The following is a 15570-nucleotide window of genomic DNA, read 5'->3' as shown; positions in this document are numbered from 1 at the left end:
TTCCACCTCTTCTTTCATATGTGCAGCGAACTATTTTTCCACTAAGAAAAACGGGCGTCCAATCGAGGCTTCCAGTCGGAAATAACGATCCAGTCCTGCCTCTCGAAAGGAATGCGTCATATTTGTAACCGTTTGCAAATCTAGAATATTGAACAGGAAGCAAGCATGCCAGTTATTGGGACCTGCATGTCCGGCAGTAAAAATATCCCTGTCAAAGGTTCCCAATAGCTCCGATCCGTTGCCTCTCCAGCTTTCCAATATTTGATTCAGCGCCGGAAGAATCTCTTTTTCTTTCTGCTCTTTTGATGTATCAAACCACCCTGTGGACTCAAATGTCATAAATACTCTCAGTGGGTTGGGGATCTCAGGTGCCCCATGCTTAATTTCACTCATTTTTACATGCTCCTCTCATTTTTAACGCATTCATACTCCGCCGTTTATATCAAAACTAGCTTCAGTGATATAATCTTTTTTTCGAGTAAAAAGATTACTAGCTTCTCGGCCTCCCCCTCAGTTCCAAAATCGCTTAACATGAATGCTTTCTTTCATTTTTTTAGTTTCAGTGGATTCATTGAAGGTGCTTCGATTGCTGCCGGAGCGGCGGAATTCACGGTGATTCCCTGGCCGGCACCCTGACAACAGCTATCCGATTAGTTACCTGCTTAATCTTAACTCTTCATTATTACTGTAAAATTTCTTCCATGACACGCATGGCATTACCGCCGGCTGCTTTGATGATTTCTGTACGGTCGTATCCTTGTTTTACCATCCATGCGATCATGTTTTTCATGGCTTCAGCGGGGTTTTCAAGTCCCTTTACGTAAGAAGCCTCTTGAAACTCCTCGCCGCTGTGTGAGTCGGCAATTCCTAGCAATTCATCAAACGCATGTTGTATAGCCGTATGGTCCCCGAAGAAGGTGTCTGGACCGAAACCGACATGATCAATTCCCACCAGCTCAACTAGGTATTCAAAGTGCTCCATCACTGATTCAATGGAATGGTTTGAATGGTTTCTTGTCAAGGTGGTATTTGGCGCCGCGCAGACACCAATCAGTCCCCCTTTTTCAGCACAAGCCTTCAATACCTCATCGGGCTTCATCCGTGGAGTATTCCAAAGAGCCCGTGCTCCTGCATGTGTGATAAGAACCGGCTGAGTACTGGCTTCAATCACATCCATGCTTGTCCGGTCCCCACAGTGTGAAATATCGATCATCATCCCTAAGCGGTTCATTCTTTCAATGACTTTTCGCCCAAATTGAGTAAGGCCGCCGTCAATGGTTTCTCCAAGCCCCGACCCAAGTGTATTGGCCTGGTTATATGTAATTCCCATACAGCGAATTCCAAATCCGTACAGGATATCGACACGGTCAACCTCATTTTCCAATGCGCTTGCTGCCTCCAGGGACGGTAGGAGTGCTGTTTGCCGATTTTCTTTCGCTTGCCGGATGTCTCGGAAGTCACTGGCGATATACACTGTTTCTTGCTTCTGAATATCTGCATACCTGCTTCCGAGCAAATAAATCACATCATCCCATTTCAGGCCATTTTTAGAAGTAATAAGGGAAATTCCATCCATAAAATTCTCGAAAATAACATCAATGCCTGATTGGGCAATCCCTTCATAATGGAAATGTGTATGGAGCTGGCTGCAATACGGAATGATATCCTTGTAATTTTTTGGTGTGATAAATCCGTGATCTCGCAGCGATACGATGTACTCCTTTTCTAAAATCTCCTGAAGAACATTCTCTTCTTCTACGGTCATATCCAGGGTAAAACGGGAAACCCGGTCAATTTCATAAGAAAGCTCATACTCTCTAAAATCCTTGCCGGGCTCTAAATAACTAAAAGAGCGGTACCCGTTATATTTTTTCGCGTTCACAGAGCCGATTATTGTTCTACCTTCTTTCTAACCTCAAATGGTTCTTTCATTGGAAAAGCTTCCTGCCATGTTTTCTTGTTATCGTCATACAAGCCATCACTGTATAAGGTTTTTAGAGACTTGTTATCAAGCTTCATCGGTTCTTTTCCATCCCTGAACGCTTTTGCTTGAGCCAGCAGCAGGCGGCGCATATGAATGATTGGCACATCACTTGTTCCCAAGCGCTCGCGTGAACGGTCAACGATTGTGCCCATTGTTTCAGTTGCCGCGTGGTCCTGATTGGCGATTCCGCGGATACCTGTGAAGTTGCCCGTCTTCTGCAGCTCCCGGTCTTGGTGATATTCATTTTCCATGCTGATTTTCTTTCTGTAATTCTCATCCAAGTCCAAGCCGCGTCTTGCATGCTGCGCTTCCACATCAATTGTTCCCTCGTGGGTAAACTGGACATCCCAAGTCCATGTACTATGGTCATCCCTTGGGATGAAGGCATGCCACATTCCATCTTCTCCGCCAAAACGAGGCGGGTACGTATAAAACGGGAAAATGTAATGGATTTCCATGAAGGCATTCTTTTCTTCAGTTCCGATTCCAACGGCTATACAGCGTTTTCCGTAATTTGCATCTTGAACTGCCTGTTTTACAGGCGGGTTTTTCACAAGCGGGTGCTCAGGGTCGATCCCCAGGTCACTGCTTAAAATTCCTTCTTGAACGTTTTGTTCCTGGTGGGCCCTGTGCAAGAAAGCAGCATGCACAAAATCCAGGTCATTTTCCATTGCTTGCGCATAGTTACACTCTTGCCATACACGTTCTATTAATTTACTTTCTTCGGGCAATCCCATCCAATAGAATTCAGGAAACGGAGGCATGTGCTCTTCCGGTCCCATATACGTCCAAATGATTCCGCTGACCTCTTTAACCGGGTAGTTTTTTAATTTAATTGATTGTCTGAACTTGCCGTCCGTCGGTTCGGATGGAATCTCCGTACAGTTGCCCTCAGTGTCAAACTTCCAGCCGTGATACATGCAGCGAATTCCGCAGCCTGCATTGATTCCGTAGTATAACGACGTCCCCCGATGTGGACAGCGCTCATCAATGAGTCCAACCTTTCCCTCTGTATCCCGAAAAGCCACCAATTCTTCGCCCAGCAATTTTACACGCTGAGGTTTTCCGTCCTTCGCTAGTTCTTCAGATCGGAGAGCAGGTATCCAATATCTCCGGAACATATCCCCCATCGGGGTACCGGGGTCTGTTTGAGTTAAAAGCTGATTATCTTCTTTTGATAGCATCTTGTCTTGCCTCCTAATAAATAGATTTGATATATGATTTAATGGATCAGGTTACAGCCAAGTCCTTCATTTTCCGTATTTCTCCCCTGAAAAATAATAGAGGATTTTTTTCCTTGTCATAATTGGCTTTCTTCACTTTACCGGTAATGATATAATGGTCGCCGCCTTCAAATATTTCATCTACATCGCATTCGAGAGTAGCCAGGTTCCCATGGAGAACAGGGACTCCATCTTCAGATAATGTGTAATCGGCATCGGCAAATTTATCCTGCCCCCTTTTGGCAAATCCCCAGCAATCTGCTTCCTGACCCTGTTGAAGAATATTGACAACAAATGGACGGTCCTTTTTAAAAGCTTCAATGCTCCTGGCTTGTTTATCAATGCAAACGAGGATCAATGGCGGGTCCAGCGAGAGGGATGAGAAAGCATTCGCTGTCAAACCGATATTTTCCCCCTCGTTTGTTGTTGTAATGACTGTTACACCTGTGGCAAAATGCCCCAGTGTGTTTCTAAATTCTCTAGAATCCATATTGCATTCCTCCTCTTTTTTTCTGTAATTGGCTAGGCAATTGTTAAGTCATCCACATTGCCAAGCAAAAGCAAGATTTGCAGGGAGAGCTGTACCTGAAACCTGCTGTTGGAATCAGATAAGTCTGTTTCCAGCAGCTCTTCAATTTTTTGAACCCTATACCGCATTCCACTGATGGAAATGCACATTTCTCTCGCTGTTTTATGAAGGTTGAACTCATTTTGGGAATACTGCATAAGGGTATGTAACAATTCAGCATTTCTTTTTTCATCGTACTCGATCAAAGTTTTTAAGTTTTCACTTGCAAAGGCTTCCAATTCTTCCGGGTCTCTTGCACTCAGGAAGAGGGTCAAGTGTCCAAGTTCATTAGCAAGGACGACTTTATTATCAGTTTTCTTCCAAATGGCCAATTCCACTGCCCGCTTCACTTCCTGGAACTTTTTGTAGAAATCGGATACGTCCTTTGTCTGGTCGCTTAATCCGATATACACGTTGGGCAAGCCCAACTTTTTTATCAGCTGTTCACCAAAGTGTCTTGGGGATTTATACCTCTTATCAATTGAATTTTTATCGATAATGGCTTGTATGCAATTTAATTTGGGCAATAATAATGGCTGATTATCTTCGTATAAAAAGTCTTGATAGATATATTCAGAGATTCTGTTTCTGATTTTTAAATATTCATAATCATCAATCTCTTTTACGCTGGCTTTTTCCTGGATGACAACATACATGACGTAGTGTTCGGTAGAAAGGTTGTAGTCGAGGTATGAAAACCTGTCATATATTTCTTTTCTGTTAATTTCTTTATTATTAAGCAGCTGCTCCAGGAGTTCGCCTTTTAAGCGTTGTTCTGTTTCAATAGCAACCCTTTCATTTTGCATATGGAGAGCTGAAATAATCGCTGCCCTTTCTAACAAGTCCTTGTAAAAATCATCACTCTCCCGATCGATAACGATCGTGATATAACCGAATATCTTACTTTCTATTAAAATAGGGGTGGTTAATAATTTAAAGGTCTTATCTTTGTGTGACCATTCAACAAAAGAATTGCCGGCCAGATCTTTTAATTTTTCTTCTATATTGGTTACACTCATATACTTATGAATCCCCGGGATTTCTCCGTGTTCAGCCAGCTTTTCAAAATGCTTGCCTTCAATCAAGACCGGGCAATGGAGGCTTTTCCCTATCGTTTCTGCAAATCCCGGCAGCCCCTTCCCCTGCAGCATATCTTGGGTAAGATTCTGGCTAAGAGTATATCCGATCTTGAGCCGTTCTTTCTGCTGTTCAATTCTTTTGTACATCTGGTCCAACTCTTTAGCCATATCAGTATCTTCATAAAAGAAGAGCTCTTCCGAAATTTCTTCTCCCCATTCCTCTACTGTCTTACCGATATAGCTGCAATGGTCATCTCCTTTTCCTTTGCAATTGATCTCTTTAAAGATTACCTTTTTACCCATGCATTCACTTGTGTATCCGCTTGCATAACCGATTAAATAATAGCAGACAGGTTCATGGTACTTGCCTGAATAAGTTAAATGCTGGTTCGCCTCATAAGAATCAATCCAGTATCCGGAGACATTAAATTGGCCCTTTTCCATATCCACCTGGAAATTCTTAGGGTATGACAGGACCCTCCCTGTGAGGTGGTGCACCTTTGATCCGGCGATCAGCCATTCAATATCATCTTTCCAATCAATTGCTTCCTTTAGAATCCTTGCTTCATGAACACCGCAGTTCCATCCATATCGGAGCAAAAACCTCTTCGCCCTGCTAATGCCAAGGGCATTGGTTAAATCCTTCCGGAGCAACCCCCATGCATCTGTGCTTGTGAAAGTCAGTTGCAAGTCCTTTAGTTTCATTCCGGATTTTTCCTCAGTCGTTATTAAATGGCTTAATGAGAGTTCATGTGCCTTAATTCCCAAAGATATCACCCTTATTCATAAGTTTGATTCTCATTTAAGCACTTATCGGTGTAATAATAAAGGTGACTTTTGACTCCACCTTTTCCAAACTGCAGATACATCTCACGTTGATCCGGCTTCTTCTTTTCATAAACATAAGCCAAGAATTGTAAAATTGTTTTCCTTCTGGCAGTTATGTTGGTCACCCCATAGTTGAAAAACCAATCGTCAATGACATTAAACACTCCGCGATTGATGGAATACTTTCTTCTGCATAAACTGGTGAATTCCAGATCGGGTAAGTTTAACAGCTGATCATATCGGTCGTATTCAGTTTCAGAAACAATGTTTACCTTATCCATATTCATGTAAGATAACCTCTCCGCCAATATTTGAATTACTCGGAAATGTCTTCAGGTAACCATGTGTGTGTTTCTGCTATTGTCCATATGCTCGAACAATCATGCAGGCGTCTACACTGCTCTTGGTTTTGCATCTCGGCATAAAAGACCACTTTTCATTCTCTCACCCTTTAATGAATAAATTTAAAATGATTGTCATAAATTGTTTTTTCTTAACTATTCCAATTTTATGTCATGAGATTTTCACAAACAATGAATGATTCAGTCTAAAAAGTAACTATTTTCTGTATTATTGTGCTGAATTACGCAAGTGAAATTGAAGCATTTCAAGCAAGGATCCTTTTTGATTTTAATTTTGCAAACATAGTACCTTGCCTTTTTATCCGAAATATCCGAAGATATAAGCGTATTCCCAAACTGTTCTCTAGAGTTTTAATCATTAAGTACCTAATTATTCACCCGTTCAACAAGCTGTAAAAGCTCCTGACTCGGCCCCCAAAAAAGAATCATACGTCCACCTTCAAGTGTTGGCTTAATCTCATCGGAACAAAATTCCACTCTTTTATCCTTTAAATAGCCGATGGCCGCTTCTATATCGTTTACAGTAAATGCAAGATGATTTACAATTCCGTCTTCGTTGTAACCTACTGCTGAATCAACGTCACAAATTAGCTCGATTTCCATATCAGGCTGGGATTCAAGGTAGAGGAAAGCCATTTCCCTACCAGGTTTACGGCCTCTAAGACGTACGTTAAATCCGAGGACATCACAGTAAAATTGAATGGATCGCTCCATATCCTGAACCATGATCGCCGTGTGTTCCATTTTTTGTATCATGATATACCCCTCATTTCATGTAAAATTTCCTTAAAAGCATAAGCATAGGTGCTTTGTTTTTTTGTTGTTTGTATTGATTGACCTTTTTGTAATAGAAGCTTACTTTTAACGCCTTACTCCATGGTAGTCTATCGGAATAATCTCAGCTTCTTATGTCTCTGGCCTTCTCAATCACCTCTCTTGCACATTTACCGTTCCATCAAACATATAAAGTTCATAAAACCGGATTTTTCAACCCTATCAGAAGTCTTGTAATTTATTCATATATGATAGATAAATGACTTTACCTAATCAATGTACGAATCGATTAGACTTCTTTATGTTTCACAACCTAATAGTAGGGATGGCTTATGAATGGGGCAGTTGTCTAGCGTTGAGACTTACCTATACCACGAGACTACTTGGAGGTTTCTGTGACGGTCAACAAACATAAAATCGGCAAACAGTAAAAACTTCTATTTACCATTGCTCTGATTTTTCAATCACTCCTAAAAGCACTAAAATCGAGACTACCTTTTGAAACACAAATATCCCGTATAAGAGTCGTTTTTCTATCAGCGCCCTTATACAGGAATAATCCATTATATTTCCTTTAAAATAGGTCCATCCATCGTTCGAAACAATATAGGCCTGCCTTCGCTGCCGGCATATTCAATAAGCGAAAAAGCCCCATTTTTGGCTTCGACTTGGACATCTACACGAACCTTCATTTTTTCCAGCTCATTTTTTATTTCTTGTGCGAATTTTACGGTAAGTTGATCATTAAAACGGATAACAAGATCGATATCGCTCGTTTTGTTAGTTGTCTCTTTGCCGCTGGCCAGTTCAAATCCCACACTTCCCGTAATCCCCCATTCAAGAGAGTGGTGGTTCATCAAATGAGCAACTTTCTCTAAATGATGAAAGATTTCCTTGTCCTGCTTCTTCCAACCCTGTTCTTTAGCCAGCTCCTCGGGTGTGATCCTTCTTTTAAAGCGCTCAATCGGCAAAAAGGCTGCAAATCGCTCGCTTCTATTGGATCCCCGTATTCCGACCGCTGCAACACCCGGACCTGCCCGAGCTCGTCGCACTACCACGAAGGGCGCATTATCAATCGACGACTCAGCCCACTCTGGCAAAACCTCGTAACATATTAAGTCCTCTGCATTGTTAATTTCCAATAAATCATGGGGCTTTAACTCCATTGTTCACGCAACTTTTCCCTGACCAGGATAGAAGCGGCTCTGCCGGATGCCGCCAAATGAGTTTTTAATCTGGTGCTTAGATCCTTCGATTGATCCTTTTCTACATCCTCAATCGCTTTTTCTATTTCTTTATAGATTGTATTTCGATCCTCTTCTCCCGGATGATCCGCCTCGACATGATCCACCAGCGAGAATAAAGCGCCCAATTTTTCAAATGAATTAATATCATACGCCATGGCCGGCACTTCTTTTGTAGCAGCCTCCAACTCTTCCAGAGTACGTTGAGTAATCCGAGCCGCAGATTCTTTTGACATCACATGTACGTTTACTCCTGGGTCACGTAATGCAATTAATCGGTTCGCCTGCATGCCATGGGATAAAAAGGCGCCGGATATGGCCTTTCCTGGAATGAATGCAACCACTGGATGCCCGTTGAGTCTTGCGGAGGCATAGGCAGATACAGCTGCAGCACAGGCCTGATGAATCCCCAGCAATTCCTCCCGGTAACCGTACGCCTGGCTCGGAACATCTACGATGGCGATAATGGCTCTTTTTTCACCATTTTGGTCCTCTTTAATGGCTTCTTGAACATGTTTTGCTACTGACCAGCCTTCCAGAAGACCAAACTCTCCTTTTCTGGCACGCGGGAATTTGTTTTGTGAATCGGGGACGACCGCAATGAATCGAACTTTCTTATCTCCAATCACTCCATCGGCCACTTGAACAGATGGAAGATCACCTATTTCCGGGGCATTTCCTCGCAATAGGTCAAACCATACTTGCCCTCTTCCAGACGTTTTTCCCCCATTTTCCGGAGACCCAATTTTATTTGGGGGTGTATTATTTTTTTGTTGCCAGAGGGATCTGACCATTTCAGGAGATAATGGTTTAGTTGGATCAATTGAATGTAAGAGAGATTCGTATTGTCCTATTTGATCCGTTCTTGCAGTGTCGACAGCTTGGCCGGTCATGACAGATGAGACTGCGTCTTTCATCTCTCTGATGTCATCTTCAACCAATATATCCGCAAACCCGGAAGCCGTCCGCTGTTCACCACCTATTGTTCCCCAAATTAGAGGTCGGTTTCTTGAATCGAACTCGCGAATCCCTGCTTCCTGCTCGATTACTTCAGGTCCATTCAATCCAAGTCTTCCTTCTCGCGTCATAATAATCGCGCTGCAAAGACCTGCTGTAATGGACATGCCGCCAAAGGCTCCCACTTTCCCCGGTACAACCCCAATGACGGGAACATAATGTTTAAGTGCTACAATCGCTGCACTGATTTCAGCGATGGAAAGCAGACCATAGTTTGCCTCCTGCAATCTGACTCCGCCTGTATCGAATACAAGGACAGGGATGATATGTGCCCCCCTTTTGCATTCCTCCAGAGCCAGCTCCAATGCTCCGGCAATTTTGGCGCCGGAAACTTCGCCAATTCCACCGCCCTGAAATTTGCTTTCGATGGATATGACAATTGATGGTTGGTTATATATCCTGCCCTTCGCCACCACTACTCCATCATCGCTTTGCGGGACAATACCTTGCGGTTCCAGATGAGGGGATTCGAATTCATCCATCGGTCCCAGTAATTCTCTGAACGTTCCCTCGTCCAGTAATCCAAGGATTCTTTCACGAGCGTCACATTCAACAAAACTGGCTTTTATTGTTTTAATCATGACCGCTCACCTCCAGCGCTTGTTCGAGACGGAGTTTGACAACCCCCGGGGTTGCACCAAAATCATTAATTTTTACGGTTGCCGCAATATCATGCCGGGTAAAAAAACGCTGTATCACAGCTTCCCATGTATGTTTATATCCTGATATACCAGTCCGGATCGTAACTTCAGCCTCGGGGTTATCGGATGGTTTCATAATGACTTCCAAATCCCCGGACCCAACCACACCAACATGTGAAAAGCGATCTATTTTTTTTGTGGCGGGAAAAGTATAGACGATTTTTTCCAAGTAAAGCACCCCCAAGATCAAATAAGCTGATATTCGTTTGAGACTTCGTTGAATGATTGCATTTTACCGATTTTATCCAAGAACAGTGTAGCAGCAAGGAGGTCCGCGCTTCCTCCAGGAGAAATATTGCGTTTTATAAATTCTTCGTCGATTTTATTTAATAAATCAAAATCACCGCTGATTAAGAAGAATGCCGTCTGCTCTTTTGCAAATGACAAGCCGTCCGACCCGCCCCGGTGAAGAATGCACGTGTCGTCCAAATGAGCCATTAACGAGAGCAGCGCATATAATTTAGCTTTCTCTTCTGTTAATCCCATGGCACGGGAGTGGTTCAACATGGGAAGGGAAAACTGTCTAATATGTGGAAACCCTTGCTGGGCTTCTCCTTTGGCTCCCTCCACACCAAATTTTTTGATCACCCGTTTTCCATTTGTGTCTGCCACGGGACAATACCGGTCAGGATAACGAGCTAATTTGCCTGCCGTGGAGAGGATTTCCTCAGTCGTGAATCGTCCTTTTCCTATGGAGAAAGCGGATGCAAGCAACCCGATCGACCAAATGGCTCCCTTATGTGTGTTGATGCCGCCGGTAACTCGGAACATTGTTTTTTCCCCGTCCCTGCCAATGGCTGCAATTTCTTCTCTCAAGGATTGCTCCGGGAAACGATCGTAGCTGATCAACGCAATTTCTTTAAAAGTATCCCAAAGTGATTCGGCTGAAGCTCTCATTAACTGAACGGTTAAGTCTTTGTGTGCTCCTGTGTTTTGTTTATCAACGAGGCCAGGTTTAGGAGTGAGTTCCAATTCTTCAATCAGTGAAGAGACGGCCAATTCTGCAACTGCAGTACTGAACGTGTTTTTGTCTTCCGCATGAGTTCCCCACATGTTCACCAGCTCCTAAATTTGGCAGGCGGTTCGTATAACCCGTCCGACCACTCAACAATTTCCTCTATGTTCTTGGCTGCGAGCAGCGATCTTTTTGCATCTGTCCGCCGGATCTGTAAATCTTCCGGATAGGCAATCAACCCTTCTCTGCGCAATTCCTCCGTTTTGAAGGCACTCTGCTTAAGTCCAACAGGAGTAACACCAGCGATTGCCGAGAGTGCTTCTCTTCTTTTTTCGATGCTGTCTGTTTTATATAAATAGGCAATTCCTTCTTCGGTTACTACGTGTGTTACATCTTCCCCGTAAATCATCACCGGCGCTGTAGCGAGATTGGAATCTCTTTTTACATCAATGGCATCGAGTGAATCAACAAATACCGGCTTATTGCCATTTTGAAAGGTCTCTACTACTTGAACCACCAGTTTCCTTCCACGAGCCAAAGGATCATCTGAAGTCATCATATTTAACCAAGCTTGAGAAGAATGGCGGCGTCCCCCAGGATTGTGCCCCATATTGGGCGCTCCTCCATATCCCGCCAGCCGTCCACGCGTAACAGTTGAGGAGTTTGCCTCATGATCCATTTGCAGCGTAGAGCCAATGAACAGATCCACCGCATATTGCCCGGCCATTTGGCAAAGGGTTCGATTGGACCGCAAGCTTCCGTCCGGTCCGGTGAAAAAGACGTCGCGGCGAGCTTCCACGTATTTCTCCATCCCTACTTCTCCACCAAAACAATGGACACTTTCGACCCAGCCGCTTTCAATGGCTGGAATCAAAGTCGGATGAGGATTTAACGCCCAGTGTTTGCAGATCTTTCCTTTCAAGCCAAGCGATTCACCGTATGTTGGCAGCAGCAATTCAATTGCAGCCGTGTTATATCCAATTCCATGATTAAGTGACTGCACCTGATGCTTTTCATAAATGCCGCGGAGAACCATCATCGCCTGCAAAATCTGAACATCGGTAATATGGCGCGGGTCTCGGGTAAATAGCGGCTCAAGCTCGTATGGTTGATCAGCAACAACAACAAAATCAACCCAGGATCCTGGTATATCTACACGCGGCAACTCATCCGTTAATTCATTTACTTGGACAATTACAATGCCATCCCGGAAAGCAGCCGCCTCGACAAGCGTCGGTGTTTCCTCTGTATTAGGTCCCGTGTAAAGATTTCCATTTCGATCCGCTTTATCCGCAGCTACCAAAGCAACAGAAGGAATCAAATCAATAAAAAGGCGCCCATACAGTTCAATGTATGTATGGATTTCCCCCATTGTAAGCTGCCCGTCCTCCAGCATTTGGGCCATGCGCAAGCTCTGTGGGCCGGCATAGGCAAAATCCACTTTCCTTGCGACCCCTCTTTCAAATAAATCGAGATGTTCCGGTCTGGAAATACTCGAGATGATCATGTGTAAATCAAATACTTTCTCTGAATTAAGTTGAGCAAGTGCCTCAGATAGAAATGACGCTTGTTTTTGGTTATTTCCTTCTAAAACCACACGGTCACGGGGCAAAATCAGCTTCTCCATCGCCTCCACTATAGCGTCCGTCGGAATCACTTTGCCGTTTGCGAGGCCTTTTATACTTTCAACTCTTCTCAGCTTTTCCTCAAGGCGGGTTGTCCAGGAAGTCTTCTTGGTTACTGGCTGTTTCACGGTTTCCATCGCTAATCTCCTTTCTTTAATTCACTTGCTCTTGTGTCGCAATGTATGCACAATCGTCGAAGCCATTGCCTGTTACGGAGAATATTCTTGCATCAGGAAATGCCTTCTCTGCTAAATCGGCCAGCACTGTTCCTGGAGGCATTTCGATAAACAGCCTCACCCCTTTTTCGTATAAAACAGTAGAGGCGTCATGCCATTGAACTGGGGTTGAAACACTTTCTGCAAGATCCAACTTGATTTCGTCCGGGTCGTATAATACACGGGCTCTTCGGTTTCCTATGTATGGAATCTTCGGACGGGAGAATGAAATCCCTTGAAGGGCTTCGGCAAGGGATTTAGAAACAGACTGTAAAAGCGGACAATGGGAGGGAATATTGACGTTCAACAGTGAGGCACAGCGTGCCCCTTCTTGCCTTGCATCCTCCAATACCCTTTGTATCGATGGCAAAGAACCTGAAATCGTTACTTGATCCGGTGCATTTTGGTTGGCTATAAATACCGGATTGTCATTATCGGAGTAAAAATCAACCAACCTTTGAAGCCTCCGTGTTTCCATCCCTAATACGACCCCCATCCCGTAACCATCGGGATATGCCCGTTCCATTAACTCGCCGCGTAGACTGACCATTCTCAGAGCATCCGTAAAAGCTATAGCGCCTGTTGCTACGGCAGCACTGAAGGCGCCGACAGAATGACCGGCTACAAAGTGTGGTTTAACTCCCTCCGCTTCGAAGGCTTTATACGCGGCGATACCTGCAATTAATAGGGAGAGTTGAACATTTTTGGTTGAAGAGAGGGATTCCTCCAGATGTAGATTGTATGCGTTTACATTCAGGGTCGCAGAAGCTGTTTCAAGTACTTTATCCACTGCCTCGCATGATGGCAATTCATGCAGCAATCCAGGCTTTTGTGATCCTTGACCCGGGAACAAAAAGGCAATTTTCACAGTACTTCCCCCTTAGCTTAATCAGCTGCCATCATTTTTTGGACACTCAAGATGACATCTTTGTTGTGTTTTCCTAGCAATTCGGACAACTGTTCCATGTTGGCCTCATGGAGCAATTTAACAATACGTTCATGTTCCGCAACAGACTTTTCAATATTTTTCTTATAAGAAAACGAAGCGCTTTGAACTCTCAGTAATGGCCATCCCAGACGGAGATACATGTTTTTGATTGTTTCACTTTTGCTCATTTTAATAAGGCACATGTGAAAGGAGTGGTTCAATTGGGTATAAGAAAAAACGTCATCCGTTTCTTTCATTTCTTCGAGAATTTTTCTCATTTCCTTTAGCAGGTCCTGATCAACCCCATGTCTTTTAATCCGCTCCATCCCCATATTCTCCAACATATTCCTAATCTCCAAGAGGTCATAGATTTCGTTCTCCGTATATTCTTTCACTACTGCTCCCTTTCGGGGAATTCTCTCTACCAGCCCTTCTATGGCAAGCAAATAGATTGCTTCACGAACGGGAGCTCTGCTCGTTCCATACTGATCCGCGTATATATGTTCCACCAATTTTTCACCAGGTTTTATTTCACCAGTAATGATTTGTTCGGTGATGTATTTTGCAATTGAGTTGGATAAAGCGTTGTCTGCTAATTTGGCTCTCATGCTCCACACTCCTTAAGACGGAAATTTAGAATATAGTCGACTGTCGATTATATTATACTAGTAAAAGAAGTTATATTCAATTTTTTTAGAAATTAAAATAATGTTTGATTTTTTAATTAATAGGATTTATGATGTTTCATAGAATACAGTCGACTTTATACTATCTCACCATTGCAAGCGCTTACTTTTTGTGTTCTTCATCAAAATACTAAAAATAGTGAGGTGGACGGATGGTTATTTTCGGTGTAGCTTTGCTGGCGATTTGTATGCTAAGCGGTGTTTTCCTGGGTGAATTGTTGGGACTTTCATTGGGTATTGAAGCAAACGTAGGCGGTGTAGGTATAGCCATGTTGTTGCTTGTGCTGATCGTTGATCACCTCAAAAAGCGAGGGAAATTAAGCCAAGCTGCGCAAGATGGTCTGGGCTTTTGGAGCGCTATGTATATCCCTATTGTTATCGCCATGTCAGCCAGTCAAAATGTTGCCGGCGCACTTGATGGAGGACCCCTTGCTATTGTCGCAGGCGTAGCGGCTGTAGCTATCAGTTGGATAGTTGTACCCATTTTAAGCGCAAGCAAAAGGAAAGAAGTCTTTGATGGGGCTCTAGACGAAAATCATCTCACTGGAGGTGAAGAAGCCAATGTTAGAAACATTAAGTAAAGTCTTTACAGATAATCCACTTATCGTTTCCTTTGCAGTTGTCGGGGCCGCAATGTATATCTCCTATGTTATTTCTGATAGATTTACAAAAGGAAGAATTCACGGTTCGGCCATTGCTATCATTATTGGTCTGATACTTGCTTATTTCGGAGGGATAACGACAGGCGGTGAAAAGGGGCTGTCTGATGTTAGCATTTTTGCCGGAATAGGTCTGATGGGTGGCGGAATGCTCCGGGATTTTGCCATTGTCGCTACCGCTTTTGGAGCCAGTTTTGATGAAATTAAAAAAGCCGGGGTCAGAGGTGTGGTATCACTTTTTATCGGTGTCATACTTTCCTTTGTGGTTGGAGTCGGTATTGCTCTCGCTTTCGGATACACCGATGCAGTTAGTCTTACAACGATTGGCGCCGGAACGGCTACATATATTGTCGGACCTGTAACGGGAGCCGCCATAGGGGCAACCTCTGAGGTCATTACAATCAGTATTGCTGCCGGTCTTGTAAAATCCATTCTCACCATGGTAGGTACGCCGTTTGTAGCGAAATATATTGGGCTCAATAATCCTCGTACGGCTATGGTTTACGGAGGATTAATGGGGACAACAAGTGGCGTTGCAGGTGGATTGGCGGCAACGGATCCCAAATTGGTACCATATGGGGCAGTTACGGCAACCTTTTATACGGGTCTTGGATGTTTAATGGGCCCTTCCGTTTTGTTCTTAATGACTAAAGCTGCATTTGGATAAGTGTATAAGTTTATTTAACGTAAAAAAACTGGTTTAAGACATGGGGCTTGCTAGA

General features: G+C 43.6%; 16 protein-coding genes. 2 read left to right on the top strand and 14 right to left on the bottom strand.

Annotated elements, in window-relative coordinates:
• Positions 1-30: 30 nt before the first annotated feature.
• The 14 genes from C509_RS0109645 to C509_RS0109580 all read right to left on the bottom strand — a co-directional run bounded on the left by C509_RS0109645 (position 31) and on the right by C509_RS0109580 (position 14111).
• A complete protein-coding gene (locus C509_RS0109645; RefSeq protein WP_018706726.1) occupies positions 31-393 on the bottom strand; it encodes a hypothetical protein in 363 nt (120 codons plus the stop codon).
• Positions 394-682: 289 nt separating this feature from the next.
• Positions 683-1882 carry a dipeptidase gene (locus tag C509_RS0109640; protein ID WP_018706725.1) on the bottom strand — a complete coding sequence of 400 codons (1200 nt, stop codon included), beginning with the start codon at positions 1880-1882 and terminating at the stop codon, positions 683-685.
• Between the two features lie 8 nt (positions 1883-1890).
• Positions 1891-3168: a Rieske 2Fe-2S domain-containing protein gene (locus tag C509_RS0109635; RefSeq protein ID WP_018706724.1), complete on the bottom strand. Its 1278-nt coding sequence runs from the start codon at positions 3166-3168 to the stop codon at positions 1891-1893.
• 46 nt (positions 3169-3214) lie between these two features.
• Positions 3215-3697: a flavin reductase family protein gene (locus C509_RS0109630; protein WP_018706723.1), complete on the bottom strand. Its 483-nt coding sequence runs from the start codon at positions 3695-3697 to the stop codon at positions 3215-3217.
• Between the two features lie 32 nt (positions 3698-3729).
• The gene (locus C509_RS0109625; protein WP_018706722.1) at positions 3730-5622 is read right to left on the bottom strand and encodes a XylR N-terminal domain-containing protein; all 1893 of its coding nucleotides are present in this window, start codon (positions 5620-5622) and stop codon (positions 3730-3732) included.
• Positions 5623-5633: 11 nt separating this feature from the next.
• A complete protein-coding gene (locus C509_RS23720) occupies positions 5634-5969 on the bottom strand; it encodes a hypothetical protein (RefSeq protein ID WP_018706721.1) in 336 nt (111 codons plus the stop codon).
• A gap of 441 nt (positions 5970-6410) precedes the next feature.
• Positions 6411-6800 carry a VOC family protein gene (locus C509_RS0109615; RefSeq protein ID WP_018706720.1) on the bottom strand — a complete coding sequence of 130 codons (390 nt, stop codon included), beginning with the start codon at positions 6798-6800 and terminating at the stop codon, positions 6411-6413.
• 581 nt (positions 6801-7381) lie between these two features.
• Positions 7382-7984 (bottom strand): malonate decarboxylase holo-ACP synthase, encoded by a 603-nt coding sequence (locus C509_RS0109610; RefSeq protein ID WP_018706719.1) that lies wholly within the window; start codon positions 7982-7984, stop codon positions 7382-7384.
• Positions 7975-9660, bottom strand: coding sequence for a biotin-independent malonate decarboxylase subunit beta (locus C509_RS0109605; protein ID WP_018706718.1), 1686 nt, complete (start codon positions 9658-9660; stop codon positions 7975-7977). Before C509_RS0109605 ends, C509_RS0109610 begins: the two co-directional genes overlap by 10 nt.
• Positions 9653-9949: a malonate decarboxylase subunit delta gene (locus C509_RS0109600; protein ID WP_018706717.1), complete on the bottom strand. Its 297-nt coding sequence runs from the start codon at positions 9947-9949 to the stop codon at positions 9653-9655. The genes C509_RS0109605 and C509_RS0109600 overlap by 8 nt, the downstream gene beginning before the upstream one ends.
• A 17-nt stretch (positions 9950-9966) precedes the next feature.
• The gene (locus C509_RS0109595; RefSeq protein ID WP_018706716.1) at positions 9967-10833 is read right to left on the bottom strand and encodes a triphosphoribosyl-dephospho-CoA synthase; all 867 of its coding nucleotides are present in this window, start codon (positions 10831-10833) and stop codon (positions 9967-9969) included.
• Positions 10834-10835: 2 nt separating this feature from the next.
• Positions 10836-12497, bottom strand: coding sequence for a malonate decarboxylase subunit alpha (mdcA, locus tag C509_RS0109590; RefSeq protein ID WP_018706715.1), 1662 nt, complete (start codon positions 12495-12497; stop codon positions 10836-10838).
• A 16-nt stretch (positions 12498-12513) separates the two neighbouring features.
• Positions 12514-13443 (bottom strand): malonate decarboxylase subunit epsilon, encoded by a 930-nt coding sequence (gene mdcH, locus C509_RS0109585; RefSeq protein WP_018706714.1) that lies wholly within the window; start codon positions 13441-13443, stop codon positions 12514-12516.
• A gap of 17 nt (positions 13444-13460) precedes the next feature.
• Positions 13461-14111 (bottom strand): GntR family transcriptional regulator, encoded by a 651-nt coding sequence (locus C509_RS0109580; RefSeq protein ID WP_018706713.1) that lies wholly within the window; start codon positions 14109-14111, stop codon positions 13461-13463.
• A gap of 230 nt (positions 14112-14341) precedes the next feature.
• On the opposite strand from C509_RS0109580, the gene madL reads away from it, so the two are divergent.
• Positions 14342-14770, top strand: coding sequence for a malonate transporter subunit MadL (gene madL / locus C509_RS0109575; RefSeq protein ID WP_018706712.1), 429 nt, complete (start codon positions 14342-14344; stop codon positions 14768-14770).
• Positions 14751-15515 carry a malonate transporter subunit MadM gene (madM, locus tag C509_RS0109570; RefSeq protein WP_018706711.1) on the top strand — a complete coding sequence of 255 codons (765 nt, stop codon included), beginning with the start codon at positions 14751-14753 and terminating at the stop codon, positions 15513-15515. Before madL ends, madM begins: the two co-directional genes overlap by 20 nt.
• Positions 15516-15570: the final 55 nt, after the last annotated feature.

The organism is Siminovitchia fordii DSM 16014 = CIP 108821 (genome assembly GCF_000374565.1).
Lineage (GTDB): Bacteria > Bacillota > Bacilli > Bacillales > Bacillaceae_C > Siminovitchia > Siminovitchia fordii.
Note: the sequence above shows the minus strand (reverse complement) of the source record. Positions and strands in the feature narration are given on the sequence as shown.

What these genes read in the sequence shown, in the direction of transcription:
- mdcA (WP_018706715.1), bottom strand. Translation starts at nt 12,497, where the DNA reads ATGGAAACCGTGAAACAGCCAGTAACCAAGAAGACTTCCTGGACAACC.
- madM (WP_018706711.1), top strand. Translation starts at nt 14,751, where the DNA reads ATGTTAGAAACATTAAGTAAAGTCTTTACAGATAATCCACTTATCGTT.
- C509_RS0109645 (WP_018706726.1), bottom strand. Translation starts at nt 393, where the DNA reads ATGAGTGAAATTAAGCATGGGGCACCTGAGATCCCCAACCCACTGAGA.
- C509_RS23720 (WP_018706721.1), bottom strand. Translation starts at nt 5,969, where the DNA reads ATGAATATGGATAAGGTAAACATTGTTTCTGAAACTGAATACGACCGA.
- madL (WP_018706712.1), top strand. Translation starts at nt 14,342, where the DNA reads ATGGTTATTTTCGGTGTAGCTTTGCTGGCGATTTGTATGCTAAGCGGT.
- C509_RS0109615 (WP_018706720.1), bottom strand. Translation starts at nt 6,800, where the DNA reads ATGATACAAAAAATGGAACACACGGCGATCATGGTTCAGGATATGGAG.
- C509_RS0109610 (WP_018706719.1), bottom strand. Translation starts at nt 7,984, where the DNA reads ATGGAGTTAAAGCCCCATGATTTATTGGAAATTAACAATGCAGAGGAC.
- C509_RS0109580 (WP_018706713.1), bottom strand. Translation starts at nt 14,111, where the DNA reads ATGAGAGCCAAATTAGCAGACAACGCTTTATCCAACTCAATTGCAAAA.
- C509_RS0109605 (WP_018706718.1), bottom strand. Translation starts at nt 9,660, where the DNA reads ATGATTAAAACAATAAAAGCCAGTTTTGTTGAATGTGACGCTCGTGAA.
- C509_RS0109595 (WP_018706716.1), bottom strand. Translation starts at nt 10,833, where the DNA reads ATGTGGGGAACTCATGCGGAAGACAAAAACACGTTCAGTACTGCAGTT.
- C509_RS0109630 (WP_018706723.1), bottom strand. Translation starts at nt 3,697, where the DNA reads ATGGATTCTAGAGAATTTAGAAACACACTGGGGCATTTTGCCACAGGT.
- C509_RS0109635 (WP_018706724.1), bottom strand. Translation starts at nt 3,168, where the DNA reads ATGCTATCAAAAGAAGATAATCAGCTTTTAACTCAAACAGACCCCGGT.